Genomic DNA, 15,667 nt, shown 5'->3' on the forward strand with positions numbered 1-15,667 from the left:
TCTCAGACGGCCCAGCAGCCACAGCCGAGCACGCCCCAGAAGCGCTGGACCTCGGCGGCCGCGACAGGGGCCCCCAGGGCAGCGGCATGGTCATGTCCATGGAGAGAGCATACGTCATGGCAGCCGCAGGCCGAGGCCTGCTTCGTGCGGGCCTCGGGCGGCCGCCAATAGCCGCCGAAGGTCGCGACCGGCGACCAGTCGGGCATCGGCTTGGGCATCGGCGGCGCGAGCTTCGCATCATCGCCCTCAGCGAAGACGACCTTGCCGCCGAGCAGGGTCAGCACCGAGCGCAGCGTCGCGATCTTGTCCTCGGGCACCGAGAAGTAATCGTCGGACAGCAGCGCCAGGTCGGCGAGCTGACCCGCTTTGATCTGGCCCTTCTTTCCCTGCTCGTTCGAGAACCAGGTGTTGGCCTCGGTCCACAGCCGCAGCGCGGTCTCGCGGTCGAGCCGATTCGCCGCGGGATAGAGGCGCAGGCCGCCGACCGTCTTCGAGGTGACGAGCCAGGAGAGCGATACCCAGGGGTTGTAGCTCGCGACACGGGTCGCGTCGGTCCCCGCGCCGACCGGCAGCCCTGCCGCCATCATCCGCTGGACCGGCGGGGTCGCCTCGGCGGCCCTGGCGCCATAGCGCTCGACGAAATATTCGCCCTGGTAGGCCATACGGTGCTGCACGGCGATGCCACCGCCGAGTGCCGCGATCCGGTCGATGTTGCGCTCGCTGATCGTCTCGGCATGGTCGAAGAACCAGTGGAGGCCGGTGAGCGGAATGTCGCGGTGGACCTTCTCGAAGACGTCGAGCGCGCGTCCGATCGTCGGGTCGTAGGTGGCATGGAGCCGCCAGGGCCAGCGCCGCTCGGCCAGCAGGCGGATGACGGGCTCGAGATCGGCCTCCATGTGGGGCGGCATGTCGGGCCGGGCGACTCGGAAGTCCTCGAAGTCGGCCGCAGAATAGACGAGCATCTCGCCTGCGCCGTTATGGCGATAGGTATCGTCGCCGTCGCCGGGCTTCACCTGGGTCGACCAGGTCGCGAAGTCCTTGAGCTCTTCCTTCGGCTTCTGCGTGAACAGGTTGTAGGCGATGCGCAGGGTCAGCTCGCCGTCGCGGTGCAGCTTCTCGATGATCTGATAGTCCTCGGGATAGTTCTGAGAGCCGCCGCCCGCGTCGATCACACTGGTGACGCCAAGGCTGTTCAGCTCGCGCATGAAATGCCGGGTCGAGTTGAGCTGGTACTCGGGCGGAAGCTTGGGCCCCTTGGCGAGCGTCGCGTAGAGGATCATCGCATTGGGCTGGGCGAGTAGCAGCCCGGTAGGGTTGCCCGCGGCATCGCGGACGATCTCTCCGCCAGGAGGGCTGGGCGTATCCCGGGTGTAGCCCACGGCGCGCAGCGCCGCGGCGTTGAGCAGGGCGCGATCATAGAGGTGCAGGATGAACACCGGCGTTTCGGGCGCGACGGCGTTGATCTCCTCGAGCGTTGGCAGGCGCTTCTCGGCGAACTGATGCTCGGTGAAGCCGCCCACGACGCGCACCCACTGCGGCGGAGGGGTGTTCTGGGCCTGCTTCCGGAGCATGGCCATCGCGTCGGCCAGCGTCGGCACGCCGTCCCAGCGCAGCTCCATGTTGTAGTTGAGCCCGCCGCGGATGACGTGGATGTGGCTGTCGATCAGCCCGGGGATGAGCCGGCGTCCCTTGGCGTCGATCACGGTCGCATTCGGGCTTGCCGCCGCGCGGACCGTGGCCTCGTCTCCCACCACCAGGAATCTGCCGTCGCGGATCGCGACCGCTTCTGCCGTGGGATTTGCACGATCGAGCGTCGTGATCTTCGCATGGAGGATCAGGGTGTCGGCCATCCTATCTACCCAGCACCGCGGGGAGGATGAACTGCTCCATCATCTCGTCCACCTGCTTGTGCATGTACCGCCGGTTGTAGGCACTGGACGTCACGACGATGACGAGCGGCTGGTCCTTGAAGACGAAGATCTTATTGCCCCCGTTGCCGCTGCAATAGAACGTCTCGTGGGCCTGCTCTCCCACCCGGTACACCTTGTTCCACCACAGGTACCCGTAACTATCGCCGGGGAAGGTCGTCGCATGGTGGCGTGACAACGACCGCGCGACCCACTCCGGGGAGAGGATCTGCTGCTCACCCCAGCGGCCGTTGTTCTTGTAGAGCTGCCCGAACTTCGCGAAGTCGAGAGGTGCCAGCTGCAGGCCGCCCGCGAGGCTGGGGGCTCCCTGAGGGGTGTAGACCCACTGATAGCGCTCGATCCCCAGGGGCTTGAAGAGCTTGCTGTCCGCATACCGCTCCAGCCCTCCGGGGACGCGCAGGTTCAGCACGTCGCCCAGGAGGACGACACCCGCGGTGAAGTAGCTCCACCGTTTGCCGGAGACCGCGTTCGGGTCCATGGGCAGGTTCAAGGTCCACTCCACCCAGTTGCCCTGCGGGTACATGTTCTCTTCGTTCCCCACCGATTGGGCGTCGTTGTCGTTGCCCTCGAACGCCGAGTTCATGGTCACCAGGTGCTCGAGGGTGACGCTGGCTTTCGCTGGGCTGAAGTTCTGGTACTTCGTCAGGTCGTAGAACTCCGAGAGCGGCTGTTCGACGCTGCGCAGGTGCCCCTCCTGGAGGGCAATGCCCATGAGGGCGGACGCGAACGTCTTGCCCACCGAGCGCACATCGTGAAGCTGCTGCGCGGTGGCGCCGTTGAAGTACTCCTCGACGAGCAGCTTGCCGTCTCGGATGACGATGATGCTGCGGATGTCCTTGTACTCGTTGCGGGCGATCCGGTCCTTGAGCACCTGGAGTCGTTCCCGATCAGCGTGGGCATCGGAAAGCTCCCAGCCGTTGTGCCGTGAGCTGTGCGCCTCGGCGACAGGCGTGTGCTTGCAACCGCAAGCCAGTGAGACCAGCAACAGGAGCAGTTTGAGCGAATGGGGCACGTTCATGGATGGCGGGTTACCAGAATCGCCCGGACTTCCGCAGGGCATTTCCAGGTCAGGCACCCACCGCACTCAGGAGAAGCGACTTCCCGCGACGCCTCCTCGCTGTCGCGGAGACGCACAGCTTCACCCGTGCAGCCGAGCGCTGCCGGCCTTCGCCATCAGCGCCTCAGCCACCTGCTTCGGAGACTTCTCGGTGCTAGCCGCGCCCGGCAATGGATCGATAGCCAGCGTCTATGCCAACTACTCGGCGCGGACCCAGTGCTGGGTGCGCCCCAGCAGCGACATGCCGATGTAGCCGCGGACCTTCAGCTTCTTGCCCCCGTCCTCAACGGCGATCTTGCACTTGTACGTCTTGCCGTTGCTCGGATCGAGGATCGTGCCACCCGACCACTCGTCGTCGTCCTTCTTGAGGTCGCGCATGATGACCATGCCGATGATGGGCTGGTTCTTCAGCGCCCCCTCACACTTGTCGCAGGTCGGGTTCTCAGGCGCGTTGGGGTCGGGGAAGATCTTCTCGATCTTCCCGTACAGCTTGCCGCCCTCCTCGTAGATGGCGATGACGGACTTCGGCTTCTTCGTCTCGTCATCGATGGTGGTCCAACGCCCCACCGCGCTCGGCGCCTGAGCCAGCGCACTCGTGGACACCAACAGGGTGGTCACCACGGCCAGTCCCAACCAACGGCTTGCAGTCATTCTGGGCTCCTCCCGCGGCAAGGATGCACCAAACATGACGGCCGTGCATGGATTCGGCCAGGGATGCTGGCCGAATCCATGTCCCTTCAACATTCAGGGTCCCGGACTACCACCCGATCCGGATGATGATGGTGGTGCCGTTCGGGCAACGAATGATGATGGTGAGCCGGGGCTTGGCGGCCATCACCCCCTCGGAGGAGGCAGGCTCGTTGTGCAGCTGGGCCTCCATCAGGGTCCGCTCGTAGGGAAGCGGACGGGGCACCTCCATGGACCACGTCTCCAGGGTGGCGGGCAGCTGGGCGACCACCTTGCCCGACCGGGAGACGAGGCTGACGGTGCCCTCATGGATGCCCTTCTGCGGAGCCGGGGCCTGGGTGTGGAGCCGGTAGAAGTCAGCCGGAATGCCGCTCTCAGGGGCATTCAGGTAGATGAAGCCCGCGTCCACGCCTCGGGGGAGCCGGGTGGCGGGAATCTGCTCGAAGCCCGCGATGCTGGAGCCCGCGAAGGTGATGCTGTCCGAGGAGGCGGTCACCGTCTGCTCGAGGTTGAGCTTCACGCCGGACTCGGCAGCGGCCTTGAACAACGCCTCCCGGGTGTCGCACTCCGAAGCCACCGCGGGCTGGGCGACGAAGAGAACGGCCGCGATGAACGCAAACACCTTCAGGAATTGCTTCTTCATGAGGACCTCAGGGGGTGTGTGGCGAGGAGACTTCCAGTCCGTCTGCATGGACCCAGCGGAGCCAGTTTTCGTGGCTCAACGGGCAATCACACGATGTGCAGACAGCATGCCAAGACCCTGAAGCCCTGCTCTCCTTGGGAGGCGAGGCAGGCGGGGTTCACCCGCACGAAGATTTGTAGCCTTTCACGTCACACGCGGGCCCTCGGTTGTAGCCTCCCATGTCACTATTCAGCGGACTGAGGAGCCCTCCGATGACCCTCTTCCACCTCGATACGCCGGACCGGCTCCTGGTGCGCATCGCCGCGGCGGCCATGATGGTCATCCACGGCGTGGCGCGTACCTACCTCGGCATCGTCAACGCCTTTGGGGGGTTCCTGGCCTCCCAAGGACTGCCTGCTGGGGAGGTGATCGCCTGGACCCTCACCGTCGTCGAGATCGCTGGCGGCCTCGCGCTCGCCGCGGGCCACTTCCGGAGACCGTTGGCGCTCTGGTTCGCCGTGGAGCTCGCCGTGGGGATAGCGCTGGTGCATCGCCACTCCGGCTGGTTCGTGGTCGGCGCTGGCACCGGCGGCATGGAGTTCAGCGTGCTCTTGATCGTGACCTTCCTCGCGGTGGCCTGGCGAGGTGCTCCAGCGCCCGGGAGTCCTCGCCTCTTCGGGCGAGACGTTAGATGATCCGTGTCCGCATTCTCTCCAGGACGCTCCAGCCCGTATGTCGATCCGCCTGCGTATTCGTGGTGCTGCTTCCCTGTTCACCCTCTGGGCGCTGATGGTGGCCTGCGGCGGCGAAGCGCCGGTGGAAGATCCCTCGCCCACGCCGCAGCCCGCTCCGCCTCAGCTCCCGGTCATCGAGCCCAAGCTGTCCGTCATCCAGGCCAAGATCTTCGACAAGGGGTGCGGCTTCAGCCAGTGCCACGGCACCGGCCAGAGTCTGGAGGCACTGGACCTCTCGACCGGCAAGTCCTACGCGGCGCTCATCAATACGCTCTCTCAGAACAGGGCGGCCCGGAGCGAGGGCCTGAAGCTGGTGGTCCCCGGCAAGCCCGAGGAGAGCTTCCTCGTCCAGAAGCTCCGCCTGCCGCTCGATGAAAAGTACGGCGTTGTGATGCCCCGAGGCACCGAGGGGGCCAAGCAGAACGAGCTCGACGCCATCGTCGAGTGGATCCGCCTCGGCGCCCTGAATGACTGAAGTCGGACTCACCCACCCGATGCCCACGAAGGGATGGAGATGCCCCGCGCCCTGGTCATTGGCGGAGTTTCGTTCGACACCCTGATTCGCCTCAACCGGTTCCCCGAGCCTCGCTCGCAGACCGTCTTCAGTCAGGGCTACCACGAGACGCTCGGCTCCACCGGGGCCGGCAAGGCGCTGAACCTCCGCAAGCTGGGCTTCGACGTCACCCTGCATGCCCTGGTCGGCGCGGACACCTACGGCCAGCGCATCGAGGAGCGCCTTCGCCACGAGGGCATCGACTTCGTCCGGGACATCGATCCGCGCGGCACCGAGCGCCACGTCAACCTCATGGACTCCGACGGCGGGCGCATCTCCATCTACATGGCGCATGCGACGTTCGAGCCGGAGCTCGACCTGGACCGCATCAAAGCCCTCATCCCCACGCACGACTACGTGGTGCTCAACATCATCAACTACACACGCCGCGTGATCCACGCGGTGCGAAACGCGGGCAAGGAGCTCTGGTGCGACCTGCATGACTATGACGGCCGCAACCCGTACCACGCCGACTTCCTCGTGGCGGCCGACTGCATCTTCATGAGCTCCGATGCCATGCCCGAGCCCCGACCTTTCATGGAGCACATGGTGCGCAGCGGAAAGAAGCTCGTGGTCTGCACCCACGGCCGGCACGGCTCCTCCGCGCTGACCTCGGACGGTCGCTGGATCGAGACCCCCATCGTGCCCGGCTACACCGTGCGAGACACCAACGGCGCGGGGGATGCCTTCTTCGCTGGCTTCCTCTTCGGTCACTCCCGGGGCCATCCGATCGAGCAGTGCCTGCGCCTGGCCAGCATCGTGGGCGCCCTGTGCGTCACCTCCGAGGAGCTGGCCTCCCCTACCCTCTCCCCGGAGTTGCTGGAGGCGGAGTACCGGCGCCACTTCGGGTGACTCACTCCACCATCGCGCTCACCTCTTCGGTGAACGCGTGCTCGTCCTCCGCGTGCAGCACCAGCGGCGGCAGCACCGTCAGGTCCGCCCGTCCCCCCTTCACCGCGTGTAGCAGCACCAGCTTCGCCGGGCGGTCGGCTCGCGGATGCACCATGCGCATGGTCCTCGGCTCCAGCCGGTGCTCTCGCAGCACCGCCGCCAGCTCCGCGAACCGCGCCGACGGGTACACCACGCACAGCCCCCCGCGCTGCGCCAGCAGGTGTCGGGCCGCTCGCACCACATCCGGCAGCGAGCACGCCACCTCGTGCCGCGCGATGGCCTTCTCCACCGTCAGGCTGCTGCGCCCCGTGGCACACGCCCGATACGGAGGGTTGCACAGCACGTGGCTGAAGCTCCCCGCCGCGAAGAACTGCTCCACCTGCCGCAGATCCCCCTGCACCAGCGTGACCTGCTGCTCACACCGGTTGAGGTACACGTTGCGCTCGGCCAGCGAGTACAGCCGCGGCTGCAGCTCCAGCGCCGTGATGTCCTTGCGCCCCAGCCGCTTCGCCAGGATGAGCGGGATGATGCCGCTGCCCGTCCCCAGATCGATCAACCGCCCCCGGTGCGCGCCCGCCTCGAAGACCGCGAAGTGCGCCAGCAGGATGGGATCCAACGTGAAGCGGTAGCCCGTCCGCCGCTGGAGCACCTGCACCTCGCCCCCACAGATGGAGTCGAGCGTCTCCCCCAGCCCCGCGTGCAGCGCGAGCCGCACGCTCTGGGGCCACTCCAACACGGATCGCGCCGACGGGAGCCTCACCTGTAAAAACTATGCCTGGGGGTCCAGGAACAGGAGGCCCGCTGGAGGAAGGGGCTCGACCCGCAGCGTCCACGGCGGGAGCGTGGCGGCTGCCTCCATCACCGCTCTCACCTCCCAGACCGGCGGAGGGTTCAGGGCGAAGCCCGCCTGGAAGATCCCCGACTGGACGCCCTGCACCAGCGACTCCAGCTCCCGCACCGGGAAGACATGCGGGTGCGCGGGCGCCTCGGGATCCTTGATGCCCAGCACCGTGCGCAGCACCAGCGAGTTGAGCAGCGCCAGGTCCAGGCTGCGCAGGGTCGGGTTGCGCGGCGCTCCCTTCAGGTGCGCCAGGTCCAACCCCTGCCGGAACCGGAGGATCTTCCCCCGCCCCTCGGGCAACACGAGCAGCACCGCGTGCTGCCCGCTGATGAGCGTGGCCAGACGCTCGCGCGCGGCGGCCAGCCCCCGAGGCGTCGTCAGCGGCTCGTCCAGCTCATAGGTCCGCGCGTACGCGTTGACCAACGTGAGGAACGTCTCCTCCTTGAAGGTCTCCACCCCCTTGAGGGCCCGGTGGATGGGCTCGAGCTGCAGCCCCGGGTCCGACAAGGGCACGACCGCCGCCAGCGTCGGGTGCTGCTCATCCAACGCCGCCAGGGGGCGCATGGGCGCCTCATCCAGCACGGACTGGATGCGCTTGGACACCGCCGAAGGCTCGATGCGGCGCAGCACCACCCGCGCCCCATCGAAGGCCCCCTGCCACACCACGCCGCCGCGCTCGGCGGCCTCGGCCAGCAGGGTGCGCAGCACGCCGTGGTCATCCGCGGCCAGGGTGATCGCCGGCTCGGCGCACCACGAGCGCGGCCGATACGGGTCATGTTCGAGTGGCGCCGCCGCGTCCGGCCTCAGCGAGCACAGGAGGAAGCGGACCGGGGGCCCGCTGAGCCTCCCTGCCGGGCCGTGGAGCTCCACGACGTACAGGGCAGGCCGGGGATCCCGGAGGACGGCGCCCGAGGCGCGCCACCGCTCCAACTCCGCGTCCGGGTTGGGCGCCTCCAGCAGAGGCCGGATATGCGAGGGCTGAGGGACGCCTCGAGCCCCGGGGCGGTCCGTTTCAAGCTGGGAGCCCAGGGTCGAGAGGAGAGCAGGGAAAGGAAGGACTCGCGCCATGCAGGGAGAAGGTGGGGTCGCCTCCTTGTCCCTGCCATGACGCCCGCTCGTCCGCTCTCCAGGCGGCCTACCACCAGACGTTCTTATAGGGTTTTCGTTTGGAGGAGCTGGACGAGATGGCGGTGCGATCCACGCTCTCCTCCCAGAGCAGGCTCACGGTGGTGATGGCGCCCGCCGAGCCGAGGAAGGACAGCACGTACGGGGTGGGCTCATCGAAGCCTCCCAGCACCAGCCCGGAGAGGAGCAGCACGATGGCCCCGACCCCTCCTCCGAAGATGTTCGCTCGGAGGATCTGCCCGGACGTCGGGTTGTAGCGCATGGTCGCGATGGCCAGCACGCCCGCGCCGACACCGGGGGCGATCAGGAGCGTGTCCGCCCAGGTCTTCCCGGCGATCTTCGTCCCCGAGGAGTGGATGATGGCCAGCAGCAACGCGCTGTAGGCCAGGCCCCACGCGGCCCCCGAGGACACGAGCAAGCCGTGGTTGAGCGGCAACTGTCCGCCACCGATGGTGGCGGTGAGCCACGCGCCCAGCTCCGCGCCGACGAAGGAGGACCACGCCAGCACATCCCGGTTGTCCGCGAGCAGATCCATGAAGCCGCCCATGAACATGCCGCCGACGAGGGAGTTGGCGATGCCGAAGTAGCCCAGGGGCTTGTCCACCCAGTTGTTGAACTGCCACCACGAGGAGGCGCCGAAGCCCAGGCCCGCGCCGATGAGCGTGCCGGCGAGCATCGCCTCGCGCGAGCCCCGATCGAAGCTGAAGTCCTGCGCGAAGCCCTGGGTGAAGAGGCCTCCCATGGCCCCCAGGACCGCGTGGTGGAGCACGAAGGTAAAGCTGCCCGGGCCGGACAGGAACGGACCCTGGCGAGGACGGCCATCCAGCAGCACGCCTCCCGCCTCGGGCTGCGGCGGAGGCAGAGCCTCGTTGGGAACGCCGTTCTCCGTCAGCGGCGCCTGGGGCTCGGTGCGCAGCGAGTTGGGATCAGGCGGCGCCACGGGGGCGTCCGAGGGCACCCCGGGAGGAGGCGTCACGGGCTGCTGCGGATCGGTCGCCGCGGGGAACGACGTGGTCGGCTGCTGGGTGCCCTGGCTCGTGGCGGGGGCCGCTCCGTTCGGGTCTGCCGGCGAGGGCGAAGGCGGCGTCGCCTGGGGATCCGTGGGCGGGTAGAACACCTGGGAGGGAGGAGGAGACGGTTGAGGGCCCTGCTGAGCCCGCCCCACTCCCGGAAGGACCAGCGCGACGATGGTGATGGTGAGACAACTCCAGGTTCTCAGGTGTGACACGCAAGCACTCCTCAAGCTCCGGCCTCTTGCCGCGCAGCAGAGCGCAACCGAGGCGGGCATGCACCGGTTTTTCACATCCCCCCGTATCAGGACCGCAGTTCGACGAGATCCACGAAGATGATCTCCTCCGCGCGCGAGCGGATGCGCTCCAGCATCTCGTCCGGGGGCCGCGAGTCGAGCTGGATCTTGCAGCACGCCGCATGCGCCCCCTCGAAGATGGTGTTCTCGATCTCCTGGGCGTTGATGCCCGCCTGGCGCACGGCGTCCAGCACGTTGGCCAGCACGCCCACCCGATCGTGGTGCCGGACGATGAGCTGGTAGCGTGCCGGCGTGCGCTCCGCGACGTTCACGCAGTTGGGCACCACGCCCTCGTTGAGGAACTGATCGACGATGCGCACCGTCTCGCGCGCGATGGCGTCCTGCGCCTGCTCCGTCGAGGCGCCGATGTGGTGCGTGGCGTAGACATGGGGCAGCTTGCCCAGCTCGCTCTGGAAGGTGGCCTCGCCGCCCTTGGGCTCATCCGGCAGCACGTCCGTGGCCACGAAGAGGCGCCCTCGGCGGGCCTCCTCCAGCAGCGCCTCGGTGTCCACCACGTCCGCGCGGCTGGTGTTGATGAAGGTGGCCCCATCCGGCAGCGCCGCCAGCACCTGCCGCGACACCAGCCCCTTCGTGTCCGCGGTGGCCGGCACGTGTACGGTGAGCACCTCGCACTGCCGCGCCAGGGCCAGCAGGCTCTCGGCCCGCTCGATGCCCAGCGCCTTGGCCCGCTCGGGGGTGAAGGAGCGCGAGTAGCCCACCACCTTCATGCCGAAGGCCTGCGCCCGCTCGGCCACCGCCACGCCGATGGCGCCCAGGCCAACGATTCCCAGCGTGCGCCCGTAGAGGCCCTTCGCCTGCGAGAAGCGCTTCTTGTTCCACACGCCCTGGCGCAGCGCCGCCACGTTGTCCGGAATGTGGCGATCCACCGACAGCATCAGCCCGAACGTCAGCTCCGCCACCGCGATGGCGTTCTGCCCCGGGCAGTTGGCCACGAAGACGCCCCGGGCGCTGGCGGCCTTCACGTCGATGGTGTTCACCCCGGCGCCCGCGCGGACCACCAGGGACAGGCCCGTGGCCACCTCGAACACCTTCGCGGACACCTCGGTGCTGCGCACCACGAGGATGGAGGCCTCCTTCGCCGCCTCCGCCAGCGCGTCTCCCTTGAGGCCCGGCCGGAAGTCCACGGACAGCCCCAGCCCTCGGAGCGAATCGAGGTGGTGCTTGGGGAACTCGTCAGCGACCAGGATGCGCATGGGGGTAGCCCTCCGGTAGGAATCGTGGGCAACCTAGCCCACTCGCCGGGTTGTCCAGCCCGGAATTCAGGCCCCATGCGGCGCATGCGTTCAGCGCGCGACGCCCAGGGCCCTCGCGCATCCTCGAGGCCACCATGCCCACCGGCTTCTCCTGGTCCGAACTCGACATCGACTCCGCCCGCGTGCAGGTGGTGCGGGACGCGCCCCTGCCCTCCGGCCGCGACTTCGTCCTCTATTGGTGCATGGTCCACCACCGCGTGGAGGAGAACCCCGCGCTCGACACGGCCATCGCGATCGGCAACCACCTGGGGCTGCCCGTCGTCGTCTACCAGGCCCTGCGCCCGGACTACCCCCACGCCTCGGATCGCCTCCACGCCTTCGCCCTCGAAGGCATGGCGGAGCTTCCCAAGGCCTGTGCCGCCCGGGGCCTGCCGTACTGGCTGGAGCTTCCTCGCAACCCTCGGGAGCACCGGCCGCGCATCGCGGAGCTGGGCCTGCGCGCCGCGGCGGTCGTCTCGGACCTCTACCCCTCCTTCATCATCCCCGGGCACCTGCGCGGCGCGGCCAAGGCGCTGGGCGTGCCGCTGTTCGCCGTGGACGCCTCGTGCGTGGTGCCCATGCAGCGCATCGCCGAGCCCCAGGTCGGCGCGTACGCGCTGCGGCCCAAGCTCCGCAAGCTCTGGCCGGAGTACCTCGGCCGCGTCCTCCCCCCACGGCCCGTGAAGGCCGCCCGCGCCGCGAAGAAGCTCTCCCCCGACTTCGACCTCTCGGACGCGCGCGCCCTGCGCAAGGCGCTCGGCACCTTCGAGATCGACCACACGGTGCCGCCCGTGCAGGGCGTACACGGCGGGCGCGCGGCCGCGCTGAAGACGCTGGAGGCGTTCATCGAGACACGCCTGAAGGGCTACGACACCGAGCGGAACGATCCCGGCAAGGATCAGCAGTCCGGCCTGTCCCCCTACTTCCACTGGGGCCACCTGTTCCCCGGAGAGGCCGCACGCAGGGTGCGCGAGGCGGGAGGCGAGAAGAACCCCGCCGTGCAGTCCTTCCTGGAGGAGCTGCTCGTTCGCCGCGAGCTGGCCTTCAACTACTGTTTCCACACCCCCGTGCCCCGGCAGCTCTCCGTGGACTCCCTGCCCCGCTGGGCACGCGAGACCCTGGAGACGCACCGCAAGGACAAGCGCGAGCACCTCTACTCCCTGGAGGACCTGGAGGCGGCGCGCACCGGAGACGGGCTCTGGAACGCCTCCCAGCGCGAGCTGCTCGAGCGTGGCCGCATCCACAACTACCTGCGCATGCTCTGGGGCAAGAAGATCCTCGAGTGGAGCCCCACCCCCCAGGAGGCGCTCCGGCGCATGGCCCACCTGAATGATCGCTACGCCCTGGACGGGAGGGATCCGGCCAGCGTGGCCAACTTCATGTGGGTGCTCGGCCTGCACGATCGGCCCTTCCAGGAGCGCAAGGTGCTGGGCAAGGTGCGGCCGATGAGCTCCCCCCGGACCGCGGAGAAGTTCGATCTGGGACCCTACCTGGAACGTTGGTGGCGACAGGGAGACGCCCCGGTGAAGACGCCGCGCCGCCGTACCCCCAAGAGATGAGGCTGTTGACTTCCGCGCGTCAGAAGGTGAGACGGCGGTTCCCTTCCGGTCCGGTCATCACTAAACCGGCGGGATAGACCCGCGGTCAGGAGCCAGCTTTATGGGCACGATGAAGTTCGAGGTCCCCCACTCCCTTCCGAAGGACGAGGTGCGCAAGCGCGTGGAGCAACTGCTCCAGTACTGGGGCACCAAGTACGGCGTGAAGTCGGACTGGGCCGGCGAGGGCGCCCGGCTCGTTGGCAAGGTGATGGGCATCCAGCTCGATGCCAGCTTCGTCATCACCGACAAGGCCGTGCAGGGCGAGGGCACCGACCCGGGCATGCTGCTGCGCGGCCAGGCCAAGTCCTACCTGCAGAAGAAGTTCGGGGCGGTGCTGGATCCCAGCAAGAGCCTCAACGACGTGAAGGGCACCCTGGAGAGCTGAGGCGCTCTTCAGTCCTCCAGCGCCGCGAGCGCGTAGCGGGCCACCCGGGCGATGGCTTCGGCCGAGTCCGGGATGTCCGGGTAGTGGCCCGCCAGCGGCCGCTGGGGGAAGCGCAGCTGGGCGATGGCGTTGCGGTAGCTGCGCCGCGCCCCGTCGCGATCGTTGGTGCGCTCCTGGACCTGCGCCAGCAGGTAGTGGCCGATGGCCAGCGTGGGCTCCAGGAAGAGCGCCTTGCTCAGCTCGGAGCGCGCCTCGGCGAGGTTGCCCGCCTGGAGCGCCGCCACGCCGCCGAAGACCCGGGCCTCCACGCACAGCGGCTCGCGGGCGAGCGCCTGGGCGAAGGCCTCGCGCGCCTCGGCGATCTTGCCGGTGAGCGAGAAGAGGTTGCCGAGCGTCAAGAGCGCGTCCAGGTGGCCCGGCTCATCCGCCAGCAACCGCTCCACATCCTGGATGGCCGCCGGAAAGTCGCTCTGCATCATCTTGCGCACGGCCTGGTTCAGCCGCGCGGCGGGAGGCAGCGTCTTGGCGCCACCGGGCACCTCGGTGGCGCGCAGCACTCGCGGCTCGGGAGCTCCCACCGCGGGCATCTCCAGCGTCAGCCGCGTCGGGCGCGGAGGATCCGCCGGGAGGGCCTTGGGGTCGGAGCTGTTCCCGAGCCCCGTGCCCATCGCCAGCCGATCCCGGATCGAGGCCAGGCTCTCCGTGCCGGGCACCGCGGGGCGCGACCCCGTCGTGCCCGTATTCTCCGGCGGACGCGCCTTTGCAGCGGCTGCGGCGGCGGAGGCATTCGTCGCCGAGGAAGGCAGCGGCGCGGGCGTCGCCGTGACCGCGGGACGGGGACGCGGCTCCACCAGGGGCCGGCGGTAGACGAACGCCCCATCCACTTCGATCATCTCGAAGCGGTCATAGACCTTGAAGAGGCTCTCCGAGTAGCCCAGGAAGAGCAGCCCGCCCGGGCGCAGCGCCGCGAGGAACCGGTCCATCAGCCCACGGATGGTGGGCAGATCGAAGTAGATGATGACGTTGCGGCAGAGGATCAGGTCCAACGAGCCCTGCTGCACCATGCCATCGAAGGAGGGCGCGGCGAGGTTCATCCCATCGAAGCGCACGTACTCGCGCAGCGCGGGCAGCGCCTCCATGCCCTCCTCCACGGGCTTGAAGAAGCGCTCGAGCCGCTCGGCGGAGATGCCCGAGGAGCGCCGCACCGAGAAGCGGCCCGCCCGGGCGGCCTCGACGGCGGCCAGGTTCAAGTCGGTGGCCAGTAGATCCACCTCCATGGCCAGCGCGCCCAGCTCCGCCATCACCATGGCCACGCTGTAGGGCTCCTCGCCGGTGGCGCAGCCCGCGGACCAGATGACCACCTTGCGGTTCTCCCGCCGCGACTTCGCCAGCAGCTGCGGGAGGATGAAGCGCTCCAGCGCCTTGAACTGCTTGGGGTCGCGGAAGAACTCCGTGTGCCCCACCGTGACGAGCGGCAGCAGCGAGCGCAGCTCCTGCTCGCCTCCCACCTCCCTCAGCCGCTGGACGTAGGCCTCGGGGTCGGTGAGCCCCAGCACGGGCATGCGCGTGGACAGGGCCAGCCGAAGGCTGTGGTAGCCGTCCGGAGTGATCTTCAGACCAGCCCGCTCCAGCAGGAGGGCGGCGAGCTGCTGCAGGGCCTTCTGGCTCACGGTCAGCACGTCTCCACCCACTCCAGCAGGGTTGCCCCAATGCGATCCAGCGGGAGGATCTCCTCCGCCGCGCCCAACTGCACCGCCTCGCGCGGCATGCCGTAGACGACGCACGTCTCCGCGTTCTGCGCGATCGTCCGCCCTCCCCGCTCGCGGATCTCCTTCAACCCCCGTGCCCCGTCCCGCCCCATGCCCGTGAGGATGACGCCGATGCACCGCTTCCCGAAGGCCGCGCCCGCCGAGGTCAGCAGCAGATCGCACGACGGCCGGAACCCTCGCACCGGAGGCCGGGTGTCGAGCGTCAGCCGGCCGTCGGCACGGACCAGCAGGTGCGCACCCGAAGGAGCGATATAGACCGAGCCCGGCTCCATCATCTGATCGTGGAGCGCCTCATGTACCTGCAGCGCCGTCTCTGAGGCGAGCCAGTGCGCCAGCCCTTCCGTGAAGCCCTCGCTGATGTGTTGGCAGATGCACACCGGGGCCGGGAACTGCCGGGGCAGGCCCTTGAGCACCACGGAGAGCGCCCGGGGGCCCCCCAGCGACGCGGCGATGGCCACCAGGGGAAACGGTGGCTCGGCCTCGTCCGTCGGCTGCCGCCTTCGCAGCTTGCCCTGGACGTGACGCACCACGCGCACCTGCGCCAGCATGACGAGCCGGCGCGAGGTGGACTGCCAGAAGTCCGGGGGAGGCACCGGGAGCCGGTCCACCACGTCCAGCGCCCCGAGCGCCAGCGCCTTGAAGGCATCCGCGCGCGCCAGCATGCCGGGATCGAGCGCGAGGATGGGCGTGGGGCACTCGTCCATCACCCGCTCGATGGCCTCCAGCGCATCCAGGGTGGTCAGGTCGATGAGCACCACGTCCGGGTTCTGCGCCCGAACCATCTCCAGGGCCTCGAGGTAGCCGCACTCGCCGGCGAGCGTGAGCGCGTCGCCGTCGAAGAGGGTGCGTGCCATCAGGCGGAGCCCTCCGCCTACCAGCACCACCCGATATGCCAGCCCTGAGGCAACGCGCACGCCA

The 15,667-nt window shown here is 68.7% G+C and carries 15 protein-coding genes; 5 read left to right on the plus strand and 10 right to left on the minus strand.

Going from position 1 to position 15,667, the window contains the following annotated elements:
* Positions 1–2: 2 nt before the first annotated feature.
* From SYV04_RS16600 to SYV04_RS16615, 4 genes are all read right to left on the minus strand, one after another.
* Positions 3–1,850, minus strand: coding sequence for an amidohydrolase (locus SYV04_RS16600; RefSeq protein WP_321546767.1), 1,848 nt, complete (start codon positions 1,848–1,850; stop codon positions 3–5).
* A 1-nt stretch (position 1,851) separates the two neighbouring features.
* On the minus strand, positions 1,852–2,946 hold the full coding sequence (locus SYV04_RS16605) for a serine hydrolase domain-containing protein (RefSeq protein ID WP_321546768.1): 1,095 nt from the start codon (positions 2,944–2,946) through the stop codon (positions 1,852–1,854).
* A gap of 237 nt (positions 2,947–3,183) precedes the next feature.
* Positions 3,184–3,636 carry a DUF2147 domain-containing protein gene (locus tag SYV04_RS16610; RefSeq protein WP_321546769.1) on the minus strand — a complete coding sequence of 151 codons (453 nt, stop codon included), beginning with the start codon at positions 3,634–3,636 and terminating at the stop codon, positions 3,184–3,186.
* Between the two features lie 106 nt (positions 3,637–3,742).
* Positions 3,743–4,315 carry a hypothetical protein gene (locus SYV04_RS16615; RefSeq protein ID WP_321546770.1) on the minus strand — a complete coding sequence of 191 codons (573 nt, stop codon included), beginning with the start codon at positions 4,313–4,315 and terminating at the stop codon, positions 3,743–3,745.
* Positions 4,316–4,566: 251 nt separating this feature from the next.
* Between SYV04_RS16615 and SYV04_RS16620 the strand changes: the two genes are divergently transcribed.
* Genes SYV04_RS16620 through SYV04_RS16630 form a run of 3 tightly spaced genes read left to right on the plus strand, consistent with a single transcriptional unit; the run spans position 4,567 to position 6,433 of the window.
* Entirely contained in the window at positions 4,567–4,989 is a 423-nt protein-coding gene (locus tag SYV04_RS16620; RefSeq protein ID WP_321546771.1) for a DoxX family protein, read from the plus strand.
* Positions 4,990–5,026: 37 nt separating this feature from the next.
* Positions 5,027–5,503: a hypothetical protein gene (locus SYV04_RS16625; protein ID WP_321546772.1), complete on the plus strand. Its 477-nt coding sequence runs from the start codon at positions 5,027–5,029 to the stop codon at positions 5,501–5,503.
* A gap of 39 nt (positions 5,504–5,542) precedes the next feature.
* Positions 5,543–6,433, plus strand: coding sequence for a carbohydrate kinase family protein (locus tag SYV04_RS16630; RefSeq protein ID WP_321546773.1), 891 nt, complete (start codon positions 5,543–5,545; stop codon positions 6,431–6,433).
* A 1-nt stretch (position 6,434) separates the two neighbouring features.
* Here the strand turns inward: SYV04_RS16630 and SYV04_RS16635 are convergent, their stop codons facing one another.
* From SYV04_RS16635 to SYV04_RS16650, 4 genes are all read right to left on the minus strand, one after another.
* Positions 6,435–7,208 (minus strand): tRNA1(Val) (adenine(37)-N6)-methyltransferase, encoded by a 774-nt coding sequence (locus SYV04_RS16635; RefSeq protein WP_321546774.1) that lies wholly within the window; start codon positions 7,206–7,208, stop codon positions 6,435–6,437.
* A 33-nt stretch (positions 7,209–7,241) separates the two neighbouring features.
* Complete coding sequence (locus tag SYV04_RS16640) at positions 7,242–8,243, minus strand: DUF1015 family protein (RefSeq protein WP_422723944.1); 1,002 nt, start codon at positions 8,241–8,243, stop codon at positions 7,242–7,244.
* 205 nt (positions 8,244–8,448) lie between these two features.
* Complete coding sequence (locus SYV04_RS16645) at positions 8,449–9,666, minus strand: hypothetical protein (protein ID WP_321546776.1); 1,218 nt, start codon at positions 9,664–9,666, stop codon at positions 8,449–8,451.
* A gap of 86 nt (positions 9,667–9,752) precedes the next feature.
* Positions 9,753–10,958 carry a 3-phosphoglycerate dehydrogenase family protein gene (locus tag SYV04_RS16650; RefSeq protein WP_321546777.1) on the minus strand — a complete coding sequence of 402 codons (1,206 nt, stop codon included), beginning with the start codon at positions 10,956–10,958 and terminating at the stop codon, positions 9,753–9,755.
* Between the two features lie 134 nt (positions 10,959–11,092).
* Here SYV04_RS16650 and SYV04_RS16655 point away from each other — a divergent pair, with 134 nt between their 5' ends.
* Together SYV04_RS16655 and SYV04_RS16660 are read left to right on the plus strand one after the other, a co-directional pair.
* Positions 11,093–12,556: a deoxyribodipyrimidine photo-lyase gene (locus tag SYV04_RS16655; protein WP_321546778.1), complete on the plus strand. Its 1,464-nt coding sequence runs from the start codon at positions 11,093–11,095 to the stop codon at positions 12,554–12,556.
* A 100-nt stretch (positions 12,557–12,656) separates the two neighbouring features.
* On the plus strand, positions 12,657–12,980 hold the full coding sequence (locus SYV04_RS16660) for a polyhydroxyalkanoic acid system family protein (protein ID WP_321546779.1): 324 nt from the start codon (positions 12,657–12,659) through the stop codon (positions 12,978–12,980).
* An 8-nt stretch (positions 12,981–12,988) separates the two neighbouring features.
* On the opposite strand, the gene SYV04_RS16665 is transcribed toward SYV04_RS16660, so the two are convergent.
* Positions 12,989–14,659: a CheR family methyltransferase gene (locus SYV04_RS16665; protein ID WP_321546780.1), complete on the minus strand. Its 1,671-nt coding sequence runs from the start codon at positions 14,657–14,659 to the stop codon at positions 12,989–12,991.
* A complete protein-coding gene (locus SYV04_RS16670; protein WP_321547052.1) occupies positions 14,653–15,645 on the minus strand; it encodes a chemotaxis protein CheB in 993 nt (330 codons plus the stop codon). The genes SYV04_RS16665 and SYV04_RS16670 overlap by 7 nt, the downstream gene beginning before the upstream one ends.
* Positions 15,646–15,667: the final 22 nt, after the last annotated feature.

Source organism: Hyalangium ruber (genome assembly GCF_034259325.1).
GTDB classification, from domain to species: domain Bacteria; phylum Myxococcota; class Myxococcia; order Myxococcales; family Myxococcaceae; genus Hyalangium_A; species Hyalangium_A rubrum.